This window comes from Pseudomonas sp. AC136 (assembly GCF_979258585.1).
In genome coordinates this window covers 74,072-93,768 of sequence record NZ_OZ409865.1, presented here as the reverse complement: position 1 = coordinate 93,768, position 19,697 = coordinate 74,072, and the positions used below count along the sequence as shown (strand labels likewise).

The 19,697-nt window shown below is 60.6% G+C and carries 14 protein-coding genes and 1 pseudogene; 7 read left to right on the top strand and 8 right to left on the bottom strand.

Features of this window, described 5'->3' with window-relative positions; all coding sequences use genetic code 11:
- Window positions 1–111: 111 nt before the first annotated feature.
- Window positions 112–384 carry a DUF1652 domain-containing protein gene (locus ACZZZU_RS00435; RefSeq protein ID WP_163016651.1) on the bottom strand — a complete coding sequence of 91 codons (273 nt, stop codon included), beginning with the start codon at window positions 382–384 and terminating at the stop codon, window positions 112–114.
- 403 nt (window positions 385–787) lie between these two features.
- On the opposite strand from ACZZZU_RS00435, the gene ACZZZU_RS00430 reads away from it, so the two are divergent.
- Window positions 788–3,160, top strand: a complete 2,373-nt coding sequence (locus ACZZZU_RS00430; protein ID WP_463549370.1) for a catalase — start codon at window positions 788–790, stop codon at window positions 3,158–3,160.
- Window positions 3,161–3,216: 56 nt separating this feature from the next.
- On the opposite strand, the gene ACZZZU_RS00425 is transcribed toward ACZZZU_RS00430, so the two are convergent.
- Both ACZZZU_RS00425 and ACZZZU_RS00420 read right to left on the bottom strand, forming a co-directional pair.
- Window positions 3,217–6,024: an autotransporter outer membrane beta-barrel domain-containing protein gene (locus ACZZZU_RS00425; RefSeq protein ID WP_463552082.1), complete on the bottom strand. Its 2,808-nt coding sequence runs from the start codon at window positions 6,022–6,024 to the stop codon at window positions 3,217–3,219.
- A gap of 252 nt (window positions 6,025–6,276) precedes the next feature.
- Window positions 6,277–8,205: a hybrid sensor histidine kinase/response regulator gene (locus tag ACZZZU_RS00420; protein WP_463549369.1), complete on the bottom strand. Its 1,929-nt coding sequence runs from the start codon at window positions 8,203–8,205 to the stop codon at window positions 6,277–6,279.
- A 441-nt stretch (window positions 8,206–8,646) separates the two neighbouring features.
- Between ACZZZU_RS00420 and ACZZZU_RS00415 the strand changes: the two genes are divergently transcribed.
- The 5 genes from ACZZZU_RS00415 to ACZZZU_RS00395 all read left to right on the top strand — a co-directional run bounded on the left by ACZZZU_RS00415 (window position 8,647) and on the right by ACZZZU_RS00395 (window position 12,867).
- Window positions 8,647–9,432 (top strand): transporter substrate-binding domain-containing protein, encoded by a 786-nt coding sequence (locus ACZZZU_RS00415; protein ID WP_122495268.1) that lies wholly within the window; start codon window positions 8,647–8,649, stop codon window positions 9,430–9,432.
- Between the two features lie 85 nt (window positions 9,433–9,517).
- Window positions 9,518–10,246 carry an ABC transporter permease gene (locus ACZZZU_RS00410; protein WP_122495266.1) on the top strand — a complete coding sequence of 243 codons (729 nt, stop codon included), beginning with the start codon at window positions 9,518–9,520 and terminating at the stop codon, window positions 10,244–10,246.
- Window positions 10,243–10,953: an ABC transporter permease gene (locus tag ACZZZU_RS00405; RefSeq protein ID WP_122495264.1), complete on the top strand. Its 711-nt coding sequence runs from the start codon at window positions 10,243–10,245 to the stop codon at window positions 10,951–10,953. The genes ACZZZU_RS00410 and ACZZZU_RS00405 overlap by 4 nt, the downstream gene beginning before the upstream one ends.
- A gap of 9 nt (window positions 10,954–10,962) precedes the next feature.
- Window positions 10,963–12,090, top strand: a complete 1,128-nt coding sequence (locus tag ACZZZU_RS00400) for a succinylglutamate desuccinylase/aspartoacylase family protein (protein WP_463549368.1) — start codon at window positions 10,963–10,965, stop codon at window positions 12,088–12,090.
- A gap of 12 nt (window positions 12,091–12,102) precedes the next feature.
- Window positions 12,103–12,867 (top strand): ATP-binding cassette domain-containing protein, encoded by a 765-nt coding sequence (locus tag ACZZZU_RS00395; RefSeq protein ID WP_122495260.1) that lies wholly within the window; start codon window positions 12,103–12,105, stop codon window positions 12,865–12,867.
- 144 nt (window positions 12,868–13,011) lie between these two features.
- Here the strand turns inward: ACZZZU_RS00395 and dcd are convergent, their stop codons facing one another.
- Window positions 13,012–13,578, bottom strand: coding sequence for a dCTP deaminase (dcd, locus tag ACZZZU_RS00390; protein ID WP_108097498.1), 567 nt, complete (start codon window positions 13,576–13,578; stop codon window positions 13,012–13,014).
- 674 nt (window positions 13,579–14,252) lie between these two features.
- Window positions 14,253–14,825: pseudogene (locus ACZZZU_RS00385) on the bottom strand (TonB-dependent siderophore receptor); the annotation flags it as partial.
- A 78-nt stretch (window positions 14,826–14,903) separates the two neighbouring features.
- On the opposite strand from ACZZZU_RS00385, the gene ACZZZU_RS00380 reads away from it, so the two are divergent.
- Window positions 14,904–16,073: an integrase core domain-containing protein gene (locus tag ACZZZU_RS00380; protein WP_463549367.1), complete on the top strand. Its 1,170-nt coding sequence runs from the start codon at window positions 14,904–14,906 to the stop codon at window positions 16,071–16,073.
- Here the strand turns inward: ACZZZU_RS00380 and ACZZZU_RS00375 are convergent.
- From ACZZZU_RS00375 to ACZZZU_RS00365, 3 genes are all read right to left on the bottom strand, one after another.
- Window positions 16,062–18,011 carry a TonB-dependent siderophore receptor gene (locus tag ACZZZU_RS00375; RefSeq protein WP_463549366.1) on the bottom strand — a complete coding sequence of 650 codons (1,950 nt, stop codon included), beginning with the start codon at window positions 18,009–18,011 and terminating at the stop codon, window positions 16,062–16,064. The genes ACZZZU_RS00380 and ACZZZU_RS00375 overlap by 12 nt on opposite strands.
- Before the next feature lie 119 nt (window positions 18,012–18,130).
- A complete protein-coding gene (locus ACZZZU_RS00370) occupies window positions 18,131–19,084 on the bottom strand; it encodes a FecR domain-containing protein (protein WP_463549365.1) in 954 nt (317 codons plus the stop codon).
- Window positions 19,084–19,593 carry a sigma-70 family RNA polymerase sigma factor gene (locus ACZZZU_RS00365; protein WP_122495253.1) on the bottom strand — a complete coding sequence of 170 codons (510 nt, stop codon included), beginning with the start codon at window positions 19,591–19,593 and terminating at the stop codon, window positions 19,084–19,086. Before ACZZZU_RS00365 ends, ACZZZU_RS00370 begins: the two co-directional genes overlap by 1 nt.
- Window positions 19,594–19,697 lie beyond the last annotated feature (104 nt).

The window sequence follows — 19,697 nt, the reverse complement described above, 5'->3', positions numbered from 1 at the left end:
TTTATAGGGCTGCTCGGGGCGGGAAAGTTCAAGGGGAATACGGCTCGCAGCAAGGCCGGGGCGCTCTATGCACGCCGGCCAGCTGCCGTTGCAATGGCAACGTGAGCGAGTTTAACCAAGCGAGTACAAGGCCAGGCTTTGCTTGAGCAGTTGCGGCTGTAACAAGCGGATGTCGGATTCGATTTCATCGATGATCCGTTCGATGTCATCGCGGTGCAGGCTGGCACTGCAGGCGATGCCGGCGATGGACAGCAGCGTGGCGCCGCTGTCGGGTTGGTAGATACGCACCAGCATCGAATGGGTGCTGTCCATGCTGGCTTCCAGGCCCAGGGGTGCGAAATGCTCTTGAAGCAACACACAGGCGGCGGGAAAGGATCGTTTCACGGCCAAACCTCGCGGGTTTCGCAAAAGGTGCAAACCAGCCTAGGCGAGGTTCAGCCGCCCTGCCCCGCATTTGGTCTGATAGCACGGCAGTGCCATGGCAATTGCTCGCCTGGACACTTTCTCTCTGCGCTGTAGGAGCCAGCTTGCTGGCGAATTTCGCTCGCACGGGGAAGAACTTCGTTTCCAGGGTTCGCCAGCAAGCTGGCTCCTACAGGACTGCCTGGAACGTCGTTTTGATAGCGCCATTCAATCAGCCTGATAGCAAGATTCCCTGAACCTCTGCGTACCGCCGGCTCTCGATAACCCATAAGCCCACCGTGAGGCTTAACGGGATATTCAGCGAAGGACCTGCCGTAACGGTCGCTCGCTCCCCCCAAAGGACCTACCTGATCAGGAGCATCTAATGGCTACGCCGAAAAAACCCGCCGCCGGTAAACCTTCCGCCAATCAAGCCACGCAGCCGCAACCACCGGCCACCGCTGGCCAACCCGCCAGCGCAACACCGGCACAAGCGGCACAGGCCGAGGCCGTGCAACAAACCGTTGCCGCCTGCCCGTTCAACACCAACAAAGCCAAGGAATATGGCGCTGCCTCGACCCGGCCAAGCCCAGGCGAAACCGTTGCCGCGCCACCGGTGGTCGGCGCCAGCACCTTGAGCGAAGACAATATCAACGAGAAGATCGGCGCCGCGCAGCCGGGCTTCAATGCCAATAGCGGCGAGCTGCCGCGCGTGCAAGCCGACAGCGCTGGCCAAGGGTTGACCACCAACCAAGGCGTACCGGTGGGCGATAACCAAAGCTCGCTGAAAGCCGGCCTGCGTGGCCCGGCGCTGCTGAAAGATTTCATCCTGCGCGAGAAGATCACCCACTTCGACCACGAGCGCATTCCAGAGCGCATCGTGCATGCCCGTGGCTCGGCGGCTCACGGTTTTTTTGAAGCCTACGAAGACCTCAGCGAAATCACTCGCGCTGCGCCTTTCGCCGCTGCCGGCAAGCAAACGCCGGTGTTTGTGCGCTTCTCCACGGTGGCCGGTGAACGCGGCTCGAAAGACACCGCCCGCGATGCCCGTGGTTTCGCCGTGAAGTTCTACACGGACCAAGGCAACTGGGATCTGGTGGGCAACAACATTCCCGTGTTCTTCATTCAGGACGCGATGAAATTCCCTGACCTGGTGCACGCGGTGAAACCTGAACCGCACCACGGCATGCCGCAAGCAGCGTCGGCGCACGACACCTTCTGGGACTTCATCTCGCTGTCGCCAGAAGCGGCTCACATGATCATGTGGGTGATGTCTGACCGTGGCATTCCGCGCAGCTACCGGATGATGCAAGGCTTCGGGGTGAACACCTTCCGCTTCGTCAATGCGCGCGGTGAATCGCACTTCGTCAAGTTCCACTGGAGCCCACTGCTGGGCACCCACTCGCAGGTGTGGGATGAAGCGGTGAAAGTGTCCGGCGCCGACCCGGATTACCACCGCCGCGACCTGTGGGAAGCCATCGAGGCTGGCGCCTATCCTGAATGGGAGCTGGGTGTGCAGGTGGTGAGCGAGGCGCAGGCTGAAGCGTTCAGCTTCGACATTCTCGACCCGACCAAACTGATTCCCGAAGAATTGGTACCGGTGCGGCCGGTGGGCCGCATGGTGCTCAACCGCAACCCCGATAACTTTTTTGCTGAAACCGAACAGGTGGCGTTCTGCGCGGCCCATGTGATTCCGGGTATCGACTTCAGTAACGACCCGTTGCTGGCTGGCCGTATTCACTCGTATGTGGACACGCAAATCAGCCGTTTGGGTGGCGCGAACTTCCACGAAATCCCGATCAACTCGCCGCTGGCGCCGGTGCACAACAATCAGCGCGATGGTATGCATCGGCAAACCATCAACCGCGGCCGTGTCGCATATGAGCCGAACTCGCTGGCCGGCGGCTGTCCGTTCCAGACCGGCGAGATGGGCTTTGTGCCCTTCCCCGAGCCGGTGCAAGGCGACGAGGTGCGCGGCAAGCCGGAGAAATTCGCTGAGCACTACAACCAGGCCACGCTGTTCTTCAACAGCCAGGCACCGTTCGAACAGCAGCACATCATTGACGCGCTGCGTTTCGAGCTGAGCAAAGTGACCGTGCCGGCCGTGCGCACGCGCATGTTGGCGCAGCTGCGCAACATCTCGGAAAAACTGGCCCAAGGCGTCGCTGATGGGCTGGGCGCGCCGCTGCCGGAGCCGTTGCCGAAAGCACTGGTAACGCCGGTAAAACCCGAGGTCGAACTGTCGCCGTCATTGTCGTTGTTGGCGCGGCCGGGAGACGGCAGCATCAAGACGCGCCAGATCGCCATTCTGGTGGCCAACGGTATTGATGAGGCCAGCGTGAAAACCGTCGCCGATGGCTTGATTGCCGAAGACGCGGTAGTGCGTTTGGTAGGCCCGCGGGTGGGTGCGTTCACAGGCGCGGCAGGCGGCGAAGTGGTGGCCGATGCGTCGTTGGAAAACCAACCCTCGCCGTTGTTCGATGCGGTGTACGTGCCCAACGGCCAAGCCGCCATCGAAGCGCTGAAAGCCGATGGCCGTGCGTTGGAGTTTCTACGCGACGCGTTCCGCCATGGCAAAACCATCGCCAGCGCAGGCGGCGGCAGTGCCTTGCTGCAACAGGCGAATATTGATATCGGCAGCAGTGTGCCGGGGGTAATCGTGGCGAAGGCGGCCGATAAAGGCTTGGTGAAATCGTTCGTGGAAGCGGTGGCTAAACACCGCCATCCAGAACGCGAAACCAATCCGCCGAAGGTTTAACCAGCAGCGGTGCAGAGCGGCTGACGACGGTGTTCGTCGGCCGCCCTACCCTGGCGTTAAAACCGATACCGCGCACCCAGATTGACTGCCCAGGGTTGGTCTACTTGACGGCCTTGCGCATGTTCGACATCCAGAGAAATCTTGGTTGCCTGACTCACCTGCAGCACCCCGCCAAAGCCGACTTCGACGCGAGCATCAGCCACCTTGTTGTCCAAGGTGTAGCCGTTAACTTCAACCGAACTTTCACCGGCGAACTCGTGCACATACGAGGCTTTCACGTAGGGCTGAAACGCCAAGCCATTGGGCTGCGTGAGCGTTCTGCCAAGCAACGCGCCGACCCGGCCTTGTAACGAGCTGGCGTCGCCAGGCGCCACTTTCAGTCCGTTACTCGCGGTGTAGCGCTCGGCGCCTATGTGGGTATAGGTCAGCTCGACTTGCGGCTCGATGAACCAGTTGTGTTGCAAGCTAATCTGCCGCCCGAATTCGATATCGGCGGCGTACCCGCTGGCGCGATAGCTGCCCTTAATGCGGCTTCCCGTGTTGGCCTGGGTTTTAACCTCGCTCTCCATCCAGTTGTACTTCGCCACGCTGTCGAGGTAGTAGCCGCGCGCATCCATCCACGTTGCGTACACGCCCAGCAGGCGGCTGTTGATCTCGCCGTTGGCGCCTGCGCCGAAATGCTGCGATGACGTTGCCGCGCCGACCATGGCGCCGAGGTACAGCTTGGCCTCTGGCATGTCGATGGCCTGGTCCGCTCCCACTTCCAGGCCACGCACTTGCTGGGTGAATGCGCGGCTGTGTCCATTGGCGACGTTGAAGGTCTTGCCAATGCCTCGCGTCCACACGCCACCTCGGTCATCGCCCATGCGCAACTCTCCCAGGCGTTTGACCAGCGCATTCATTTCCGCGCCCCAGAGCACGGCAGCCGCCACCTGATTGCCCAACGCCACATTGCTGCCGTCGGAGATACTGTCGACGGCGTTAATCGAGGTGTTGCGCAGCAGCCAGTCGTCGCCTTCCTGTTCCAGGGTGTAGCGGAACGCGCCTGCATCCACATAAGGCCGACCTGCCAGGGCAAACTGCCCCGCGCCGCCGTTGCCATCGACCACCAGCAGTTCGCCGTTGGCAGCGCCCGGCTCACGCCCGGAGTCGGCGATGATTAACGTCTGGTTGTCCTGCACGGCGCCGAGCACCTTGAGCAGATCACCGCGTTCGGTGGCCAAGTCGGTGTTGAGGGCGAAGATTCCAGCGCCGGTGAGATCACCCTCGACGGTCAGCGTTTTGAAGGTTGTGCCGGGCTGGAAGGCCACGGTGCCGCTGTTGTGCAAGTCGACGAGCATGGAATCGCCGGTGACGTTCCAGCGACTGGTGTCCAGCACATCGAGGCGATCAAGGTGCTGGACAGCGCCCGTCAGCGTCGAGTTGTCGAGATTCAGCTCGGAATCTCCGGTGCTGGCGCCAGCCACCTGGACGTCGCCTGTCAGCACGCTGTTCTGCGCCAATACCCGCACGGCGCCATGAGCGACGCTGGCGCCGTTGACCAGGTTCTCATTGATGTCGAGCAGTCGCTGCCCGCTGACGGTGGTGTTGCTCAGTGTCACGTCGAGTTTGCCGCCAATTACGGCGATGGCCGAACCCTGCCCTGCGGTCAGGCTGCCGCCCTCGACCGTCGCTTGGTTCAACTGGTCATCGGCGGTGCCCACGGAGCCCAGTGCAATGCTGTCCACGCCGGCTGCACTTGCCCGAACATTTTCCAGCGTTAGCGTGGCGCCTTGGTTCATAAGGGCGGCGGCCGCGCCATCACCCTGGGCTGTCACCTCCATGTCGGTGGCGGCAATGCGCGAATCTATCGCCGCCATCAAGCCGACTCCGCCATTGCGGGTATTAACCGTGCCCGTGTTGAGCGTGACCATGCCGCCCGATACGGCAAACGCTCCAACGCCGGCGTCATCAAGGGATATAGAGATACCGGTGGCATCGATTCTCGCGGTATCGCCTTGGCTATATAGCCCATGGGCTTGCTCGCCCAAGGTCGTGATGGTTACGTTGCGCAAGATCGCCGTGCCGTCTTGGCTGGAGACTCCGACCGCGCCATTGCCCTCGGTGCGAATGCTCACGTCATCGAGATCGGCCGTGGCATCTACGCTGGCTAACCACACACCGTGGGCGTCTTCACCCAAGGTGTTGATCTGGCTGCCGCTGACTTGAACCGTGGCGTCGGAATTAACATTGATGCCGATCGAAAAATCCCCACGTGTGGTTACGCGGCTATCGACGATGTTGGCGGTTGCCGGCATCGCAGCACTCATGCCCATGAGCATCAGGGCATGGGCTTCGATACCTGAGGTTTCGACTGCGCTATGGGTCAGCGCCACCCCTGCGTTGTCGAAAACGCCCATACCAATGGCCGACCCACCGGCCGTAGAGACCGATACGTTTTCCAGCTCCACCCGGGAGGACGTATCGCTAAACACGCCGTAGCCCATGGTTTTGCTGGTAGAAACGCTGCCGTTGTTCAGCGAGATGCGTGCGCGGTCTGTCGCCGACACGCCGATAGCGCCTGAGCCTTCCGTGCTGATCTGCGCTTGTACGAGGTCGATGCGCCCGTCGTTGCTGGCTTCTACCGCTGAGGCGCTGGAACCGGTAGTGCCCAAGGTGAGGCTATTGCCAGTCAGCGTGCCTTCTGACCTGAGGGCCGCAGAAGCGTAGCCACGCGTTGTGACGCTTGAGTGGGTGACGTGCACCACGTCGCCGGCATTCACCGAGACCCCCGTTGCTTGGCTAGCGCTGGTATCGATGGTTTGCCCGGTGATTACGGTGGGCGCCGCGACGGCATACGGTTGCATAAGCGTCAGGTTAATCATGCCCACCAGCAACAGCTGGCGCCCCTGCGCTCGCCCCTTTCGGCCTAAAGGGCCTAGGACTTTTCCTGTTTGTTTCATGACTCAGACTCCGGCAATTTTGATTGCCGGCAGTCTTCCTAGTCAGGCGCACGCGACGCCACGGGAGCTTTCGGTTACTGGCCTAGTCCCGTTCCGAAGCTTTGCAACCAACCCTTTTTCCAAGCCGCTAGCGCAACACCTGCCAGCGCGCCCTTTAGCGGGGGGATTAATCCTCTAGGGACAAAGCTCGACCAGCGCCTGCACCAATTCCGCCTGGCTAAACGGCTTGCCTATGTGGGGCAACGCTGCATCGGATTCGCTGAGTTTGTCGGCGTAACCGCTGGCGAGCAGCACAGGCAAGGTGGGCCAGCGTTGTTTGATGTGTTGAGCCAGCTCGGCTCCGGTCATCCCGGGCATGGCCAGATCTGTCACCACCACGTCAATGCGCGCGCCGTTGGCCAGCAGGTGCAACGCCTGGTCGGCGGACGAAGCTTGTACGGCGGTGCAGCCCAGGTCGTCGAGCGTGGCCGCCGTGCTCAGCAGTACCAGCGGATCATCGTCTACCACTAGCACGTTCAATGGTTGCAGCACGGAAGCGATCGGCGCCAGCGCGGTTTGCGCGCTCAGGTCCGCCACCTCACCGTCGGCGACCGGCAACCACATTTCTGCGGTAGTGCCCTGCCCCAGCACACTGCTCAGCAGCAGTCGCCCACCCGATTGCTGGGCAAAACCGTGCACCATCGACAGCCCCAGGCCAGTGCCTTTGCCGACGCCCTTGGTGGTGAAGAAGGGTTCGCGGGCGCGTTCCAGCGTTTCGCTGTCCATGCCCTCGCCGCTGTCAGTGACGGACAGGCATACGTACCGTCCGGCCTTGAGTTCACCTTCGTCGGCGGCAAGTTCTTCTTCACGCGCAGCAATCACGATCTGCCCGCCGCTGGCCATGGCGTCGCGCGCGTTTACGGCGAGGTTGAGCAAGGCCATTTCCAGCTGATTGCTGTCTGCCAATAGCGGGCTCAAACGCAGCGGAAAGCGCACTTCAATGCGGGTTTGCGGCCCCAGCGCACGTTGCAGCATGTCGGACATACCGCGCACCAGCGCCGGTGCATCAAGCGCTTCAACCACCAATTTCTGGCTGCGGGCAAAGGCCAGCATGCGTTGGGTCAGCGTGGCGCCGCGTTGCGCACCCTGGATGGCGTTGTCGAGCAAGTTGAGCACTTTCGGGTCGTTGGGCACGCGCCGGCGTACCACTTCCAGACTGCCCAACACCACCATCAGCAGGTTGTTGAAGTCGTGGGCGATGCCGCCCGTAAGGCGGCCCAGCGATTCCATTTTCTGCGCCTGGAATAGCGATTCGCGCGCTTTCTCCAGCGCGCGCTGGGCTTCCATGCTTTCAGTAATGTCGCGGGTGATTTTGGCGAAGCCGATAAGCATGCCGAGGTCGTTGCGGATGGGATCGACCACCACGCTGGCCCAGAAGCGCGTGCCGTCTTTACGGATGCGCCAGCCCTGACTTTCAAAACGCCCCTCGCTCACGGCGCGGCTCAGGCCCCGTTGCGGCTCGCCATTGGCGGCGTCTTCGGCGCTGAAAAACAGCGAGTAGTGCTTGCCGATGATTTCCTGCGGCGTGTAGCCCTTGATGCGCTGCGCGCCGGTGTTCCAGTTGGTGATCACGCCCGTGGGGTCGAGCATGTACAAGGCGTAATCGGTAACGCCTTCCACCAGCAAGCGGAACTGTTGCTCGCTCTGCTTCAGCGATTCTTCGGCGAGTTTGCGCTCGGTCAGGTCGCGGGTGACTTTGGCGTAGCCGATCAGGGTGCCGTGGGTGTCGCGGATGGGGTCGATGACCACATGGCACCAGAAGCGCTCGCCATCCTTGCGTTGCCGCCAGCCTTCGCCCTCGAACCGCCCTTCCCCTTCGGCGGTAGACAGCGCGCGCTCGGGCATGCCGCGGGCGCGGTCTTCTTCGGTGTAGAAGCGGGAAAAGTGCTGACCGAGAATTTCGCTTTCTTCGTAGCCTTTGAAGCGCTTGGCGCCAGCGTTCCAGCTGCTGACCAGACCGTTGGCGTCGAGCATATAAATGGCGTAGTCCGTGACCGCATCGAGGAGCATCCGGTAGCGGTCGTCGCTCATTAAAGGGTCTGGCTTGCGCTTTAACTGGGGCATGCAGGTTCCGCGGAGCTGTTGAGTGAAGAAAGAGAGGGGCAAATCTTAACGGTCCTCGCAGCGGTGGGTCCACGGTCCACGCCACAGGAGGCAGAGGCGTCGGGCCTGATGAGGTGTAGAGGCCACCCTTGGGGTTTGGTTCTGTGTAAATGCACCCGCCGAAAGTTGGAAACCCCCACCGTCATACGGCATTCGCTACCGCCACGCACCAGGCTGTTACCGAATGCCCCGTGTTGGCGCACCGTTTCGGTGCGATGAAAAATTATCGTTAGTTGCCAAGGTTTTACGGGGCAGGTGGATAGCCAGGCGCGGCGGCTTTCTGATCCAATATGTCGAAAGCGGTACAGTGGTTCGAAAATTGCTGGCATACACTCGTTCGGGACTAGTTCCCGTCGTACTTCCGCGTTATCTCACGTGATCTACACACTAAGGACACAAGCAATGAAGAAAGCATGGCTGACTCTTTCTGCCCTGGCCCTTTGCATTGGCGCCGGTGCGCTGCAAGCCAAAGAATTCAAAGAAATCCGCTTCGGTGTCGATCCTTCCTACGCTCCCTTCGAATCCAAAGCCGCTGACGGCAGCCTGGTTGGCTTCGACATCGACTTGGGCAACGCCATCTGCGCCGAACTGAAAGTGAAGTGCAAATGGGTTGAAAGCGATTTCGACGGCATGATCCCTGGTTTGAAAGCACGCAAGTTCGACGGCGTGATTTCCTCCATGACCGTCACCCCGGCCCGCGAAAAAGTTATCGATTTCTCGGACGAACTGTTCTCCGGTCCTACCTCGCTGGTATTCAAGAAAGGCGCTGGCCTGACCGCTGACCCGGCGTCGCTGAAAGGCAAAACCGTGGGCTACGAGCAAGGCACCATTCAGGAAGCCTATGCCAAGGCCGTGCTGGATAAAGCCGGTGTGAAAACCCAGGCCTACCAGAACCAGGATCAGGTTTACGCCGACCTCACCAGCGGCCGTCTGGATGCGTCCATCCAGGACATGCTGCAAGCCGAGTTGGGCTTCCTGAAGTCGCCACAAGGCGCTGATTACGAAGTGAGCGAGGCCATCGACAGCGAACTGCTGCCGGCCAAAACCGCTATCGGCATCTCCAAGGGCAATGACGAGCTCAAAGCCCTGCTGAACAAAGGCATCAAAGCCCTGCACGACGACGGCAAATACGCCGAAATCCAGAAGAAGCACTTCGGTGAGCTGAATCTGTACCTCGGCAATAAATAAGCCGACCGGGCCGTCGCAATAACGGCCCAGTAACCGCCCACCCCGTCATACGGGTGGGCGTTTTGTTTAGCGATGAGCGTTCCTCATGTTCGAAAACCTGCTGCAATTTCTCGGGCTGTCGGCCTTCAGCTTGAAAGGCTTCGGCCCGCTGCTGCTGCTTGGCACCTGGATGACCATCAAATTATCGGTTCTGTCGCTGCTGGTGGCCGTTGTGCTCGGCCTGCTCGGCGCCAGCGCCAAACTGTCGAGCCTGCGCGCCCTGCGCATTCCGGCGCAGCTGTACACCACCCTGATTCGCGGCGTGCCCGACTTGGTGTTGATGCTGCTGATTTTCTACAGCCTGCAAACCTGGCTGTCGTCGTTCACCGACGCGATGGAATGGGATTACATCGAGATCGATCCCTTCGCCGCCGGGGTCATTACCCTGGGCTTTATCTACGGCGCGTATTTCACCGAAACCTTTCGCGGCGCCATTCTGGCCGTGCCCCGTGGGCAGATTGAAGCCGCCACGGCCTATGGCTTGAAACGTGGTCAGCGCTTTCGCTATGTGGTGTTTCCGCAAATGATGCGCTTCGCCCTGCCCGGCATTGGCAATAACTGGATGGTGATGCTCAAAGCCACGGCGCTGGTGTCGATCATCGGCCTGGCCGACGTGGTGAAAGCCGCGCAAGACGCCGGCAAGAGCACCTATCAGTTGTTCTACTTTCTGGTGCTGGCGGCGCTGATTTACCTGGCGATCACCAGCGCGTCGAACTTTGTTTTGCGACGCCTCGAACGGCGCTACGCGGCTGGCGCGCGGGAGGCGGTGCGATGATCGAGTTACTGCAGGAATACTGGAGACCGTTTCTCTACAGCGATGGCGTCAACATCACCGGGCTGGCCATGACCATGTGGCTGCTCAGTGCGTCGATTTTTTTCGGCTTTCTGGTCTCGATTCCGTTATCGATTGCCCGCGTTTCGCCCTCGCGCCTGGTGCGTTGGCCGGTGCAGTTTTACACCTACCTGTTCCGTGGCACGCCGCTGTATATCCAACTGCTGATTTGCTACACGGGCATCTACAGCATTGCCGCCGTGCGCGAAGTGCCGGTGCTCGACTCGTTCTTCCGCGACGCCATGAACTGCACCATTCTGGCCTTCTCGCTGAACACCTGCGCCTACACCACCGAGATTTTCGCCGGCGCCATTCGCAGCATGAACCACGGCGAAGTCGAAGCGGCCAAGGCCTACGGCCTCAATGGCTGGAAGCTGTATGCGTACGTGATCATGCCCTCGGCGCTGCGCCGTTCGTTGCCGTATTACAGCAACGAGGTGATTCTGATGCTGCACTCCACCACCGTGGCCTTCACCGCCACCGTGCCGGACATTCTCAAAGTCGCGCGGGACGCCAACTCGGCCACCTTCCTGACCTTCCAATCGTTCGGCATCGCAGCGCTGATCTACCTGGCCATCACCTTCACCCTGGTAGGCCTTTTTCGCTTGGCGGAAAAACGCTGGCTGGCCTTCCTCGGTCCCGCGCATTAAGGGTTGCCCATGCGTCATCAACAACACGAGCTTCTCGCCCCGGTGCCCGGCACCGCGCGGCAGATTCACAGCTTTCATTTCGGTTCGGCCTCGGTCGATCCGGCGGCCAAGCGCGCCTACATTCAGGCCTCGCTGCATGCCGACGAGTTACCCGGCATGTTAGTGGCCTGGCACCTGAAACAGCGCCTGAGCGAGCTGGAAAACGCGGGCCAGATACTGGGCGAGGTTACGTTGGTGCCGGTGGCCAATCCCATCGGCCAGGCGCAAGTCGTCATGGATATGCCGCTGGGCCGCTACGAGCTGGAAACGCGCGAGAACTTTAACCGCGCCTTTATCAACGTCAGCCAGCACGTGGGCGACGAAGTAGAGCCGCTGCTCAACGACGATTCCGCGCACAACCTGCAACTGATCCGCGCCAGCCTGCATCAGGCGCTTACCCACGCCACGCCGACCACGCAATTGCAGTCGCAACGCCTGACCTTGCAGCGTCTGGCCTGTCAGGCCGATGTGGTGCTCGACTTGCACTGCGACTTCGAAGCCGTGGCGCATCTGTACACCACGCCCGAAGCCTGGGAGCGGGTCGAACCGCTGTCGCGCTACATCGGCGCCGACGCCAGCCTGCTGGCCAGCGATTCCGGCGGCCAGTCGTTCGATGAAAGCTTCAGCCTGTTCTGGTTACAGATGCAGCAGCGCTTCGGCGAGCGCTTCCCAATTGCCCAGGGCGCGATTGCCGTGACCGTGGAACACCGTGGCGTGCTCGACGTTTCCCACGCGCAGGCGGCGGCCGATTGCCAGGCCATTCTTAATTACCTGACCCACGTTGGTGTGCTGGCCGGTGAAGCCCCTTCCCTGCCCGCCCTGCGCCAGCCGGCAACGCCGCTGGCCGGCGTGGAACCGGTGACGACGCCGGTGGGCGGCTTGCTGGTATTTTGCGCCACGCCCGGGCAAGTGATGGCGGCGGGCGATCAGATTGCCGAAGTCATCGACCCGATCAGCGACAGCGTCACGCCCATTTATTGCAGCACGGCGGGCCTGCTGTACGCCCGTTCGATGCGCCGCATGGCCACGGCCGGCATGGCCGTCGCCCACGTGGCCGGCAGCCAGGCCTACCGCAGCGGCTACCTACTTTCGCCTTGAGGTTTTTCGTCCATGTACAAACTGACCATTGATGGCCTGCATAAAAGCTATGGCGACAATGAAGTGCTCAAAGGCGTTTCACTGAAGGCCGCAAGTGGCGACGTGATCTGCCTGATCGGCGCCAGCGGCTCGGGCAAGAGCACGTTTTTGCGCTGCATCAACTTTCTTGAGCAACCCAACGACGGCGCCATGAGCCTGGACGGCCAACAAGTGCGCATGGTCGCCGACCGTGGCGGCATGCGCGTGGCTGATGAAGACGAACTGCAACGCCTGCGCTGCCGCCTGGCCATGGTGTTTCAGCACTTCAACCTGTGGAGCCACATGACGGTGCTGGAAAACATCACCATGGCGCCACGGCGAGTGCTGGGTGTAAGCAAGGAAGAGGCGGAAACCCGCGCGCGGCGTTATCTGGAAAAAGTCGGTTTGCCGGAGCGCGTTGCCAACCAGTACCCGGCATTTCTTTCTGGCGGCCAGCAACAGCGCGTGGCGATTGCCCGGGCCTTGGCCATGGAACCGGAAATCATGCTCTTCGACGAACCCACCTCCGCCCTCGACCCCGAGCTGGTGGGCGAAGTGCTGAAAGTGATTCAGGCGCTGGCCGAGGAAGGCCGCACCATGATTCTGGTCACCCACGAAATGGGCTTCGCCCGTCAGGTGGCAAGCCAGGTGGTGTTTTTGCACCAAGGCAAAATCGAAGAACAAGGCGCGCCGAAGGATGTGCTGGATAACCCGCAAAGCGAGCGCTTGCGGCAGTTTTTGAGCGGGAATCTGAAATAATCTTTTCCAGGACTCGAGGCTGAAGCCTCTCCCACAAAGGCCAGAATCTCTGTGGAGAGGCTTCAGCCTCGAGTCCTGCAAACGAACATCTCGACCCAATAAAAAACCGGGCACAGGGCCCGGTTTTTTATTGGCTGAAACGAATCAGGCTTTAGGCAAGGTAACGCCCAGTTGGCCTTGGTATTTACCGCCGCGATCTTTGTACGACACTTCGCACGCTTCATCCGATTGCAGGAAAAGCATCTGCGCCACGCCTTCATTGGCGTAAATCTTCGCCGGCAAGGTGGTGGTGTTGGAGAACTCCAGCGTTACGTGGCCTTCCCATTCCGGCTCCAGCGGCGTGACGTTAACGATGATGCCGCAGCGTGCGTAGGTGCTTTTGCCCAGGCAGATGGTCAGCACGTCGCGCGGAATGCGGAAGAACTCAACCGTGCGCGCCAACGCGAAAGAGTTTGGCGGAATGATGCAGACATCGCTTTTAACGTCGACGAAGCTCTTTTCATCAAAGTTCTTCGGATCGACGGTGGCCGAGTTGATGTTGGTGAACACCTTGAATTCATCGGCGCAGCGCACGTCGTAACCGTAGCTCGACACCCCGTAAGAGATCAGCGCGTTGGCGCCTTCGGCCCGCACCTGACGCTCCACAAAGGGCTCGATCATGCCGTGCTCTTGGGCCATGCGGCGAATCCACTTATCCGATTTGATGCTCATGGCGAGGTGTCCTGAATAGCGAGGTGAAAAAGTGTGCGCATCTTACCGGGAGCCACGGCGAGGTTCAAAGGGGCGCACGCCTGAAGCCGCAATCCGCCCCGCCACACACTCCGTGGCACGCGCCGGAACTGTGGGAGCGACTTCAGTCGCGATGGCCGTTACGCAGTCTCGCGCAAGACCACCTTTTTCAGGGATCGCGACTGAAGTCGCTCCTACAGGTCTGTCGCCGCTGCCTGAATTTGTGGGAGCGACTTTAGTCGCGATGGCCGTTACGCGGTCCACGCTAGGCCACCTTTTTCAGGGATCGCGACTGAAGTCGCTCCTACAGGTCTGTCGCCGCTGCCTGAATTTGTGGGAGTGACTTTAGTCGCGATGGCCGTTACGCGGTCCACGCTAGGCCACCTTTTTCAGCGATCGCGACTGAAGTCGCTCCTAAAGGTCTGTCGCCGCTGCCTGAATTTGTGGGAGCGACTTTAGTCGCGATGGCGGTTACGCAGTCTCGCGCAAAACCACCTTTTTCAGGGATCGCGACTGAAGTCGCTCCTACAGGTCTGTCGCCGCTGCCTGAATTTGTGGGAGCGACTTTAGTCGCGATGGCCGTTACGCAATCTCCAGCAAAACCTCCTTTTTCAGAGTTCGCCAGCAAGCTGGCTCCTACGGGGTACACCGGTGCGTCAGAACTGCGGGGTGTATTTGACGGTGAACATGACGTTGCGCGGGTCGCCGTAGTAGTTGCCGCCATCAACGTCGTTGTAAGCGGGGATGTAGTACTTCTTGTCGAACACGTTGTTGAGGTTCATCGCCACGCCAATTTCATCGCTGGCCTGGTACGCCACGCGCGCGCTCCATACGGCCAGACCGGGCAAGTCGAATTTGTCGTCCTGGCTGGGTGTATGGCTGCTGGCGTTGACGCCGGCACCAAGGCTGACGCGGTTGAAATCGCCCGGCAGCTTGTAGTTGGACCACACGCGCAGCATGTGCTTGGGCGTCCAGGTGCTGAAGATTTCGCCTTCTTTCTGCGGATCTTTCAGGTATTTGGTGGTGTTGTAGGTGTAGCCGGCCGAGAGTTCCAGATCGGTTAACACCTCGCCACTGACCTCGGCTTCAAAGCCTTGGCTGCGCACTTCGCCCGCCGCTCGCGAACACAGCGAGCCGTTGCAGATATAGCCCAGGCTGGAGAGCTGCGTGGCGCGGTTTTGGTGGTCGTAGCGAAACAGCGCAAAGGACACATTGAGGTACGACTCACCCACATAGGTAACAAATCAGTTCAACCACATGGGTAACAGTTTTTAACCTAATGGGGTCTCCCTCAGGAGGGTGCCCTCATGCCGTGGCGAGAACTGAAACCTATGGACGAGAAAGTGTTGTTCATTGCTGATTACCTCAGGCAGGTCAGCAGCTTCACTGCGTTGTGCGAGCACTTCGGCATCAGTCGAAAGACCGGCTACAAGTGGGTGGAACGCTACAACTTAGCCGGCATGGAGGGGTTGGCTGAGCAAAGTCGGCGGCGTCGCGAACAGGTGTGCACGCCATTTGTTATCCGCGAGTACATCCTTGATCTAAGGCGCCGATCTGCGGTTGAACTGGGGCCGAAGAAGATCCAGGCACTCGTGGAGCAGCGATATCCTGGGCAAAGTCCTTCCCGGACCACGATCTACAGCATCCTCAAACAGGCGGGATTGGTCACGCCCCGCCGGCTTCGTAAGCGGGTACCTAGCTATCCAAAGCCGCTTAAATCGACCAACGAACCTAATGAACTCTGGAGCGCCGACTACAAAGGTCAGTTCCTGACTCAGGACGGGAAGTGGTGTTATCCGTTGACGGTGATGGATCACGCCAGTCGTTTTCTGCTGGCTTGCGAAGGCATGTCCGGCACACGGCTAAAGGAGACCAAGTCGGCTTTCGAAGATTTGTTTCGCTGCTACGGATTACCTTCGCGCCTGCGAACAGACAACGGCACCCCCTTCGCTAGCGCTGGCAAAACAGGTCTAAGCCAACTCTCCATTTGGTGGCTACGGCTGGGCATCATTCCTGAACGAATAGCACCTGGCCGCCCCGAACAGAATGGGCGCCACGAACGTATGCATCGGACGCTGAAACGGGCCGTCACTCACCCCTGTTCTGCGCATATGGCGGAGCAGCAAAGGCAGTTCGACCTGTTTCGTCATAATTACAATGAGCAGCGGCCGCACGAAGCGCTAAACCAGAGCACGCCCAAAACCCATTACCAGAATTCGCCACGGCCATACCCGGAACGCTTGCCGGAGCCGACATATCCTGGCTATGTCGAACCGCACCGGGCCGACTGCAGCGGGATCATCAATCGCCACGGTATGCGCATTTATGTGGGGTATCTTTTAAGGCACGAACTAATTGGGCTGGAGCAAATTGGCGATGATCTTTGGGCCGTTCATTTCGGCCCGGTTGTGATAGGTAGGCTGGACGAAAGGGAGCAGAAGGATGGGTATCTATCCTTGAAAGTGTCACCCATGTGATTGAACACTTTTGTTACCCATGTGGTTGTCTCGTACATTGACCCGCCCGTCAGCCAGCTCGCCTTTCAAGCCGGTCTCGTAGTTGCGGCCTTCGATGGGTTTGAGCGGTTTGTTGTCGAGCGTCGGTTCTGGTTGGGGAATAAATACTTCGGCATAGCTGACGTAGGCCGACCACTCGGGCGTGAGTTCATAAACCAGGCCGCTGTACGGGGTGAAACGCCCGGTGCTGCTGATTTGTGAATCCACGTCCCAGCCGGGCTGGCGCTGGCCGAGTTTTTCCTGGTAGGCGGTGTATTGGTAGTCATACCAACTGGTGCGCCCGCCCAAAATCAGGGTTAGCGGCTCCAGCAGTTTTACCCGCCAGGTGCCGTAGATGCCTTTCTGGCGAACGTCGTATTCGCTGGGGTTGAGGCTGGCATTCGGTTTGGTGAGGATGTTTTCCATGTCCTCGTACGGCCGGTGGTGGTCGATATCCAGAATGCTTGCCGTCCAATCTCGGTAAGCGGCGTAAGCCCCTTCGCTGGTGTACTTCGAATAGTTGCCGCCCACTACCAGAGATTGCTCAAAACCCAGGCCCTCGAATTTGCCATCCACGAACATGTCGAGGCCGACGTTCTTGCTTTGATAGTCAGTGGCATAGTCGAAATAGCCAGAGCCGCTGCCCTCGGCAACGACCAGATACTGATAAGCCGCCTCATTGCTCTCAACCATGCCAAACGCCGAGCTCTTGAATTTCCAGTCGTCGTTAAAGCGATGCTCCAGGTCCAGATAAACCGAGGTCTGGTCATTCATGCCGCGGTTCCAGGTGGAGCCGGTGAAAGTCGAGCGCGGCAGGCCGATGTCGCTGCCGTCGGCATAACGCACCAGTCCGAGAAAGAACGGCCGGTAATGCCCTTGATGGTGATTGAAGCCAACGCCTACCGTGGTGCTGTCGCTGAGGTCGACATCCAGCGCGCCGTATACCGTCTGGTCCCAGTTCCATTTGTAGTCGACGAACGAGTCGCCTTGGGAATAGTCCACCACGGTGCGACCACGCACCGTGCCGGCCTCGTTCAGCGGGCCGCCGGCGTCCAGTTGCAGGCCGTAGCGGTCCCACGAACCGGCCTTGCCGGTGATGCTGACGGTGGGTTTGCCCTGCCCGCGCTTGCGCACCAGATTGACCGCGCCACCCGGGCTGTTGGCGCCTTGCAGCAGGCCCGCCGAGCCGCGCAGAAATTCCAGACGGTCGTAGATGGCCATCGATTCGGTCAGGTAGCTGCCCAGCGAGTAAATGTTGCGGGGCGTCGGCACGCCGTCGTATTGCAGCGCTTCGATATCGAAGCCGCGCGAGAACATGAACATGCCCGGGCCTGGCGACTTGGTGGAGGTCATGCCGGTGGTGTTGACCAGCGCTTCGGTGAGGCTGGTGATGTTCTGGTCGTCCATGCGTTGGCGGGTGAGCACGCTGACAGACTGGGGAATGTCTTTGAGCTTCTGCTCGCTTTTGCCGATGCTCAACGCGCCGGTGGTGTACGAGCCGCTGCCTTCGGTGGTAGTGCCGAGGGTTTGGCCGTTGATGTCGGTGGCGCCCAACTCCAGCGCCGAACCGGCTTGCACCGTGACCAGGCTATAGCGGCTGGCGCCCTCCTCGCGCAGTTGCAGATGGCTGCCGGCGAGTAGCTTGGCAAACCCTTCCTGAACCGAGTATTCGCCCCGCAAACCCGGCGAGCTGAGGCCGGCTGTTTGCGTGGAAGCGAACGACAGCATCACCCCACTGGCCGCCGCAAACTGGCTGAGCACGGTGCCCAACGGGCCAGCGCCGATGGTGTACTGGGTGCGGCTGGCATCGGTTTGCGCCCAAGCGGGCTGCGCACTGCCAAGTAACAGCGGGCCGCCGAGGGCGAAGCCGAACAATGCCAGGCGAACGCCTTTTGCCAGAAGGGGGTAATGCTGAGTCATCAATCTCGATCCTTGTGCCGTGGGCAGATTTAGTGGCGGTTAAACCGCTCTACTGCTTGAGCCGGACGAGATTCGAAATCGGCAACCCAGATAAGAAATATTTTCATCGGCGCGGTACATCACGCCTCAATACGCACCCAATAGCGGGAAAAACTGCGCAGCCGCACCGGCAGCGAAGCCGTCAGGTTGGCGAGCACGGCGTCGGTATCGTCGAGAGTGAAGGCGCCCGACACGCGTAAATCCGCCACGGCTGGCGCACAGCTCAAGTGCCCGGGGCGATAGCGCGCCAGCTCGTCGATAAAATCGCCCAGACGCCAGTCGATGGCGACCAGCATGCCGGTGGTCCAGGCGCTGCGATTGGGGTCGGCCGGTTGTACGGCGCCCAATTGGCTCGCGCTGAATTGCAGCTGCTCGCCGGCGTTTACCCGCTGCGCAGCCTGCGGCATCTGCTCGCTGCGCACTTCGACCGTGTGTTCGAGCACGCTCACCGAGGTGAAATGTTCGCCCAGGCGGACGTTGAAATCGGTGCCCAGCGCGCGCACGCGACCGTGGCGGCTCTGCACCAGCAAAGGTCGGGGCGCGGCAGTTTGCGTGTCGGCGGCCGTGCGCAGGCGAATTTCGCCATGGCGCAGGGTGATCAGGCGTTCGCTGGCGCTGAAGTGAACGTCGACCTGCGTGTCAGTGTTCAGGTCCAGACGGCTGCCATCGGCAAGCATGACCTGCCGGCGCTGGCCCGTGCGCGAGGCGTAATCGGCGCTCATTGGCGAAAACTGGTAGCCCGCCCCCACCGCCCCAACGGCGGCAAACAGCACCAGCGATTTCATCGCCAGACGCCGCTCCACGCCGGCCTGGGTCAGCACGGGCATGGCCAGTTCCATTGGCACGCCGCGCAACTGCCGTTGCAGTTTCTCCACCCGCGCCCAAGCGCGGGCGTGATCGGGCGAGGCGGCCAGCCAGCGCTTCCACGCCTGGCGCTGCGCCTCGTCGGGCGCGCCGTCGTTGAGCTGCACGTACCAGTGCACCGCCATTTCCAGGCAATGGGCGGTTAGCGCTTGGGCGGCGGGGCTGGCCATCAATCTTCGACCAGCAGCAGGCATTGCAGCAGCGCTTTGCTCAAATGGTTTTTGACCGTGGTGACGGACACGCCAAGGCGCTGGCCGATCTCCACGTAGCTGAGTTCTTCCAGCTGAGCCATGAGAAAAATCTGCCGCGTGCGTGGCCCGAGGCCGTCGAGCATGGCGTCAATGGCCAGCAGCGCCTCAAGAATCAGGTGGCGGTTTTCCAGGCTTTCTTCATAAGCCTCGGGGCGTGCAGCCAGCGCGTCGAGGTAAGCATTTTCCACGGCGCGCCGGCGAAACAGATCCACCAGCAAGCCACGGGCAATGGTGGTGAGGTAATGACGGGGTTCGCGAATGCTCGGCGCCGTGCGGGCATTGAGCAGCCGCACAAAAGTGTCTTGCGCCAGGTCAGCCGCATCCGCGGAGTTGCCGATACGGCTGCGCAGCCATTTTTGCAGCCAGCCGTGATGCTCGCCGTAAAGGCTTTCCACGCTGTGCAACGGGAAGAAGTTGTCGGTAGACATGCCGCCAGAAACGCCACAGATGAGATTTCATCTCATCTTCCACGATTTCTCATCTGCGGCGCAACGGCTGTGTGCAGGCGACTGCTGCATTGGCGCTCGGACGA

Excerpts from the sequence above, each read along its gene's own strand:
- ACZZZU_RS00430 (WP_463549370.1), top strand. The coding sequence starts at position 788 with ATGGCTACGCCGAAAAAACCCGCCGCCGGTAAACCTTCCGCCAATCAA.
- ACZZZU_RS00425 (WP_463552082.1), bottom strand. The coding sequence starts at position 6,024 with ATGATTAACCTGACGCTTATGCAACCGTATGCCGTCGCGGCGCCCACC.
- ACZZZU_RS00420 (WP_463549369.1), bottom strand. The coding sequence starts at position 8,205 with ATGCCCCAGTTAAAGCGCAAGCCAGACCCTTTAATGAGCGACGACCGC.
- ACZZZU_RS00415 (WP_122495268.1), top strand. The coding sequence starts at position 8,647 with ATGAAGAAAGCATGGCTGACTCTTTCTGCCCTGGCCCTTTGCATTGGC.
- ACZZZU_RS00410 (WP_122495266.1), top strand. The coding sequence starts at position 9,518 with ATGTTCGAAAACCTGCTGCAATTTCTCGGGCTGTCGGCCTTCAGCTTG.
- ACZZZU_RS00405 (WP_122495264.1), top strand. The coding sequence starts at position 10,243 with ATGATCGAGTTACTGCAGGAATACTGGAGACCGTTTCTCTACAGCGAT.
- ACZZZU_RS00400 (WP_463549368.1), top strand. The coding sequence starts at position 10,963 with ATGCGTCATCAACAACACGAGCTTCTCGCCCCGGTGCCCGGCACCGCG.
- ACZZZU_RS00395 (WP_122495260.1), top strand. The coding sequence starts at position 12,103 with ATGTACAAACTGACCATTGATGGCCTGCATAAAAGCTATGGCGACAAT.
- dcd (WP_108097498.1), bottom strand. The coding sequence starts at position 13,578 with ATGAGCATCAAATCGGATAAGTGGATTCGCCGCATGGCCCAAGAGCAC.
- ACZZZU_RS00380 (WP_463549367.1), top strand. The coding sequence starts at position 14,904 with ATGCCGTGGCGAGAACTGAAACCTATGGACGAGAAAGTGTTGTTCATT.
- ACZZZU_RS00375 (WP_463549366.1), bottom strand. The coding sequence starts at position 18,011 with ATGACTCAGCATTACCCCCTTCTGGCAAAAGGCGTTCGCCTGGCATTG.
- ACZZZU_RS00370 (WP_463549365.1), bottom strand. The coding sequence starts at position 19,084 with ATGGCCAGCCCCGCCGCCCAAGCGCTAACCGCCCATTGCCTGGAAATG.
- ACZZZU_RS00365 (WP_122495253.1), bottom strand. The coding sequence starts at position 19,593 with ATGTCTACCGACAACTTCTTCCCGTTGCACAGCGTGGAAAGCCTTTAC.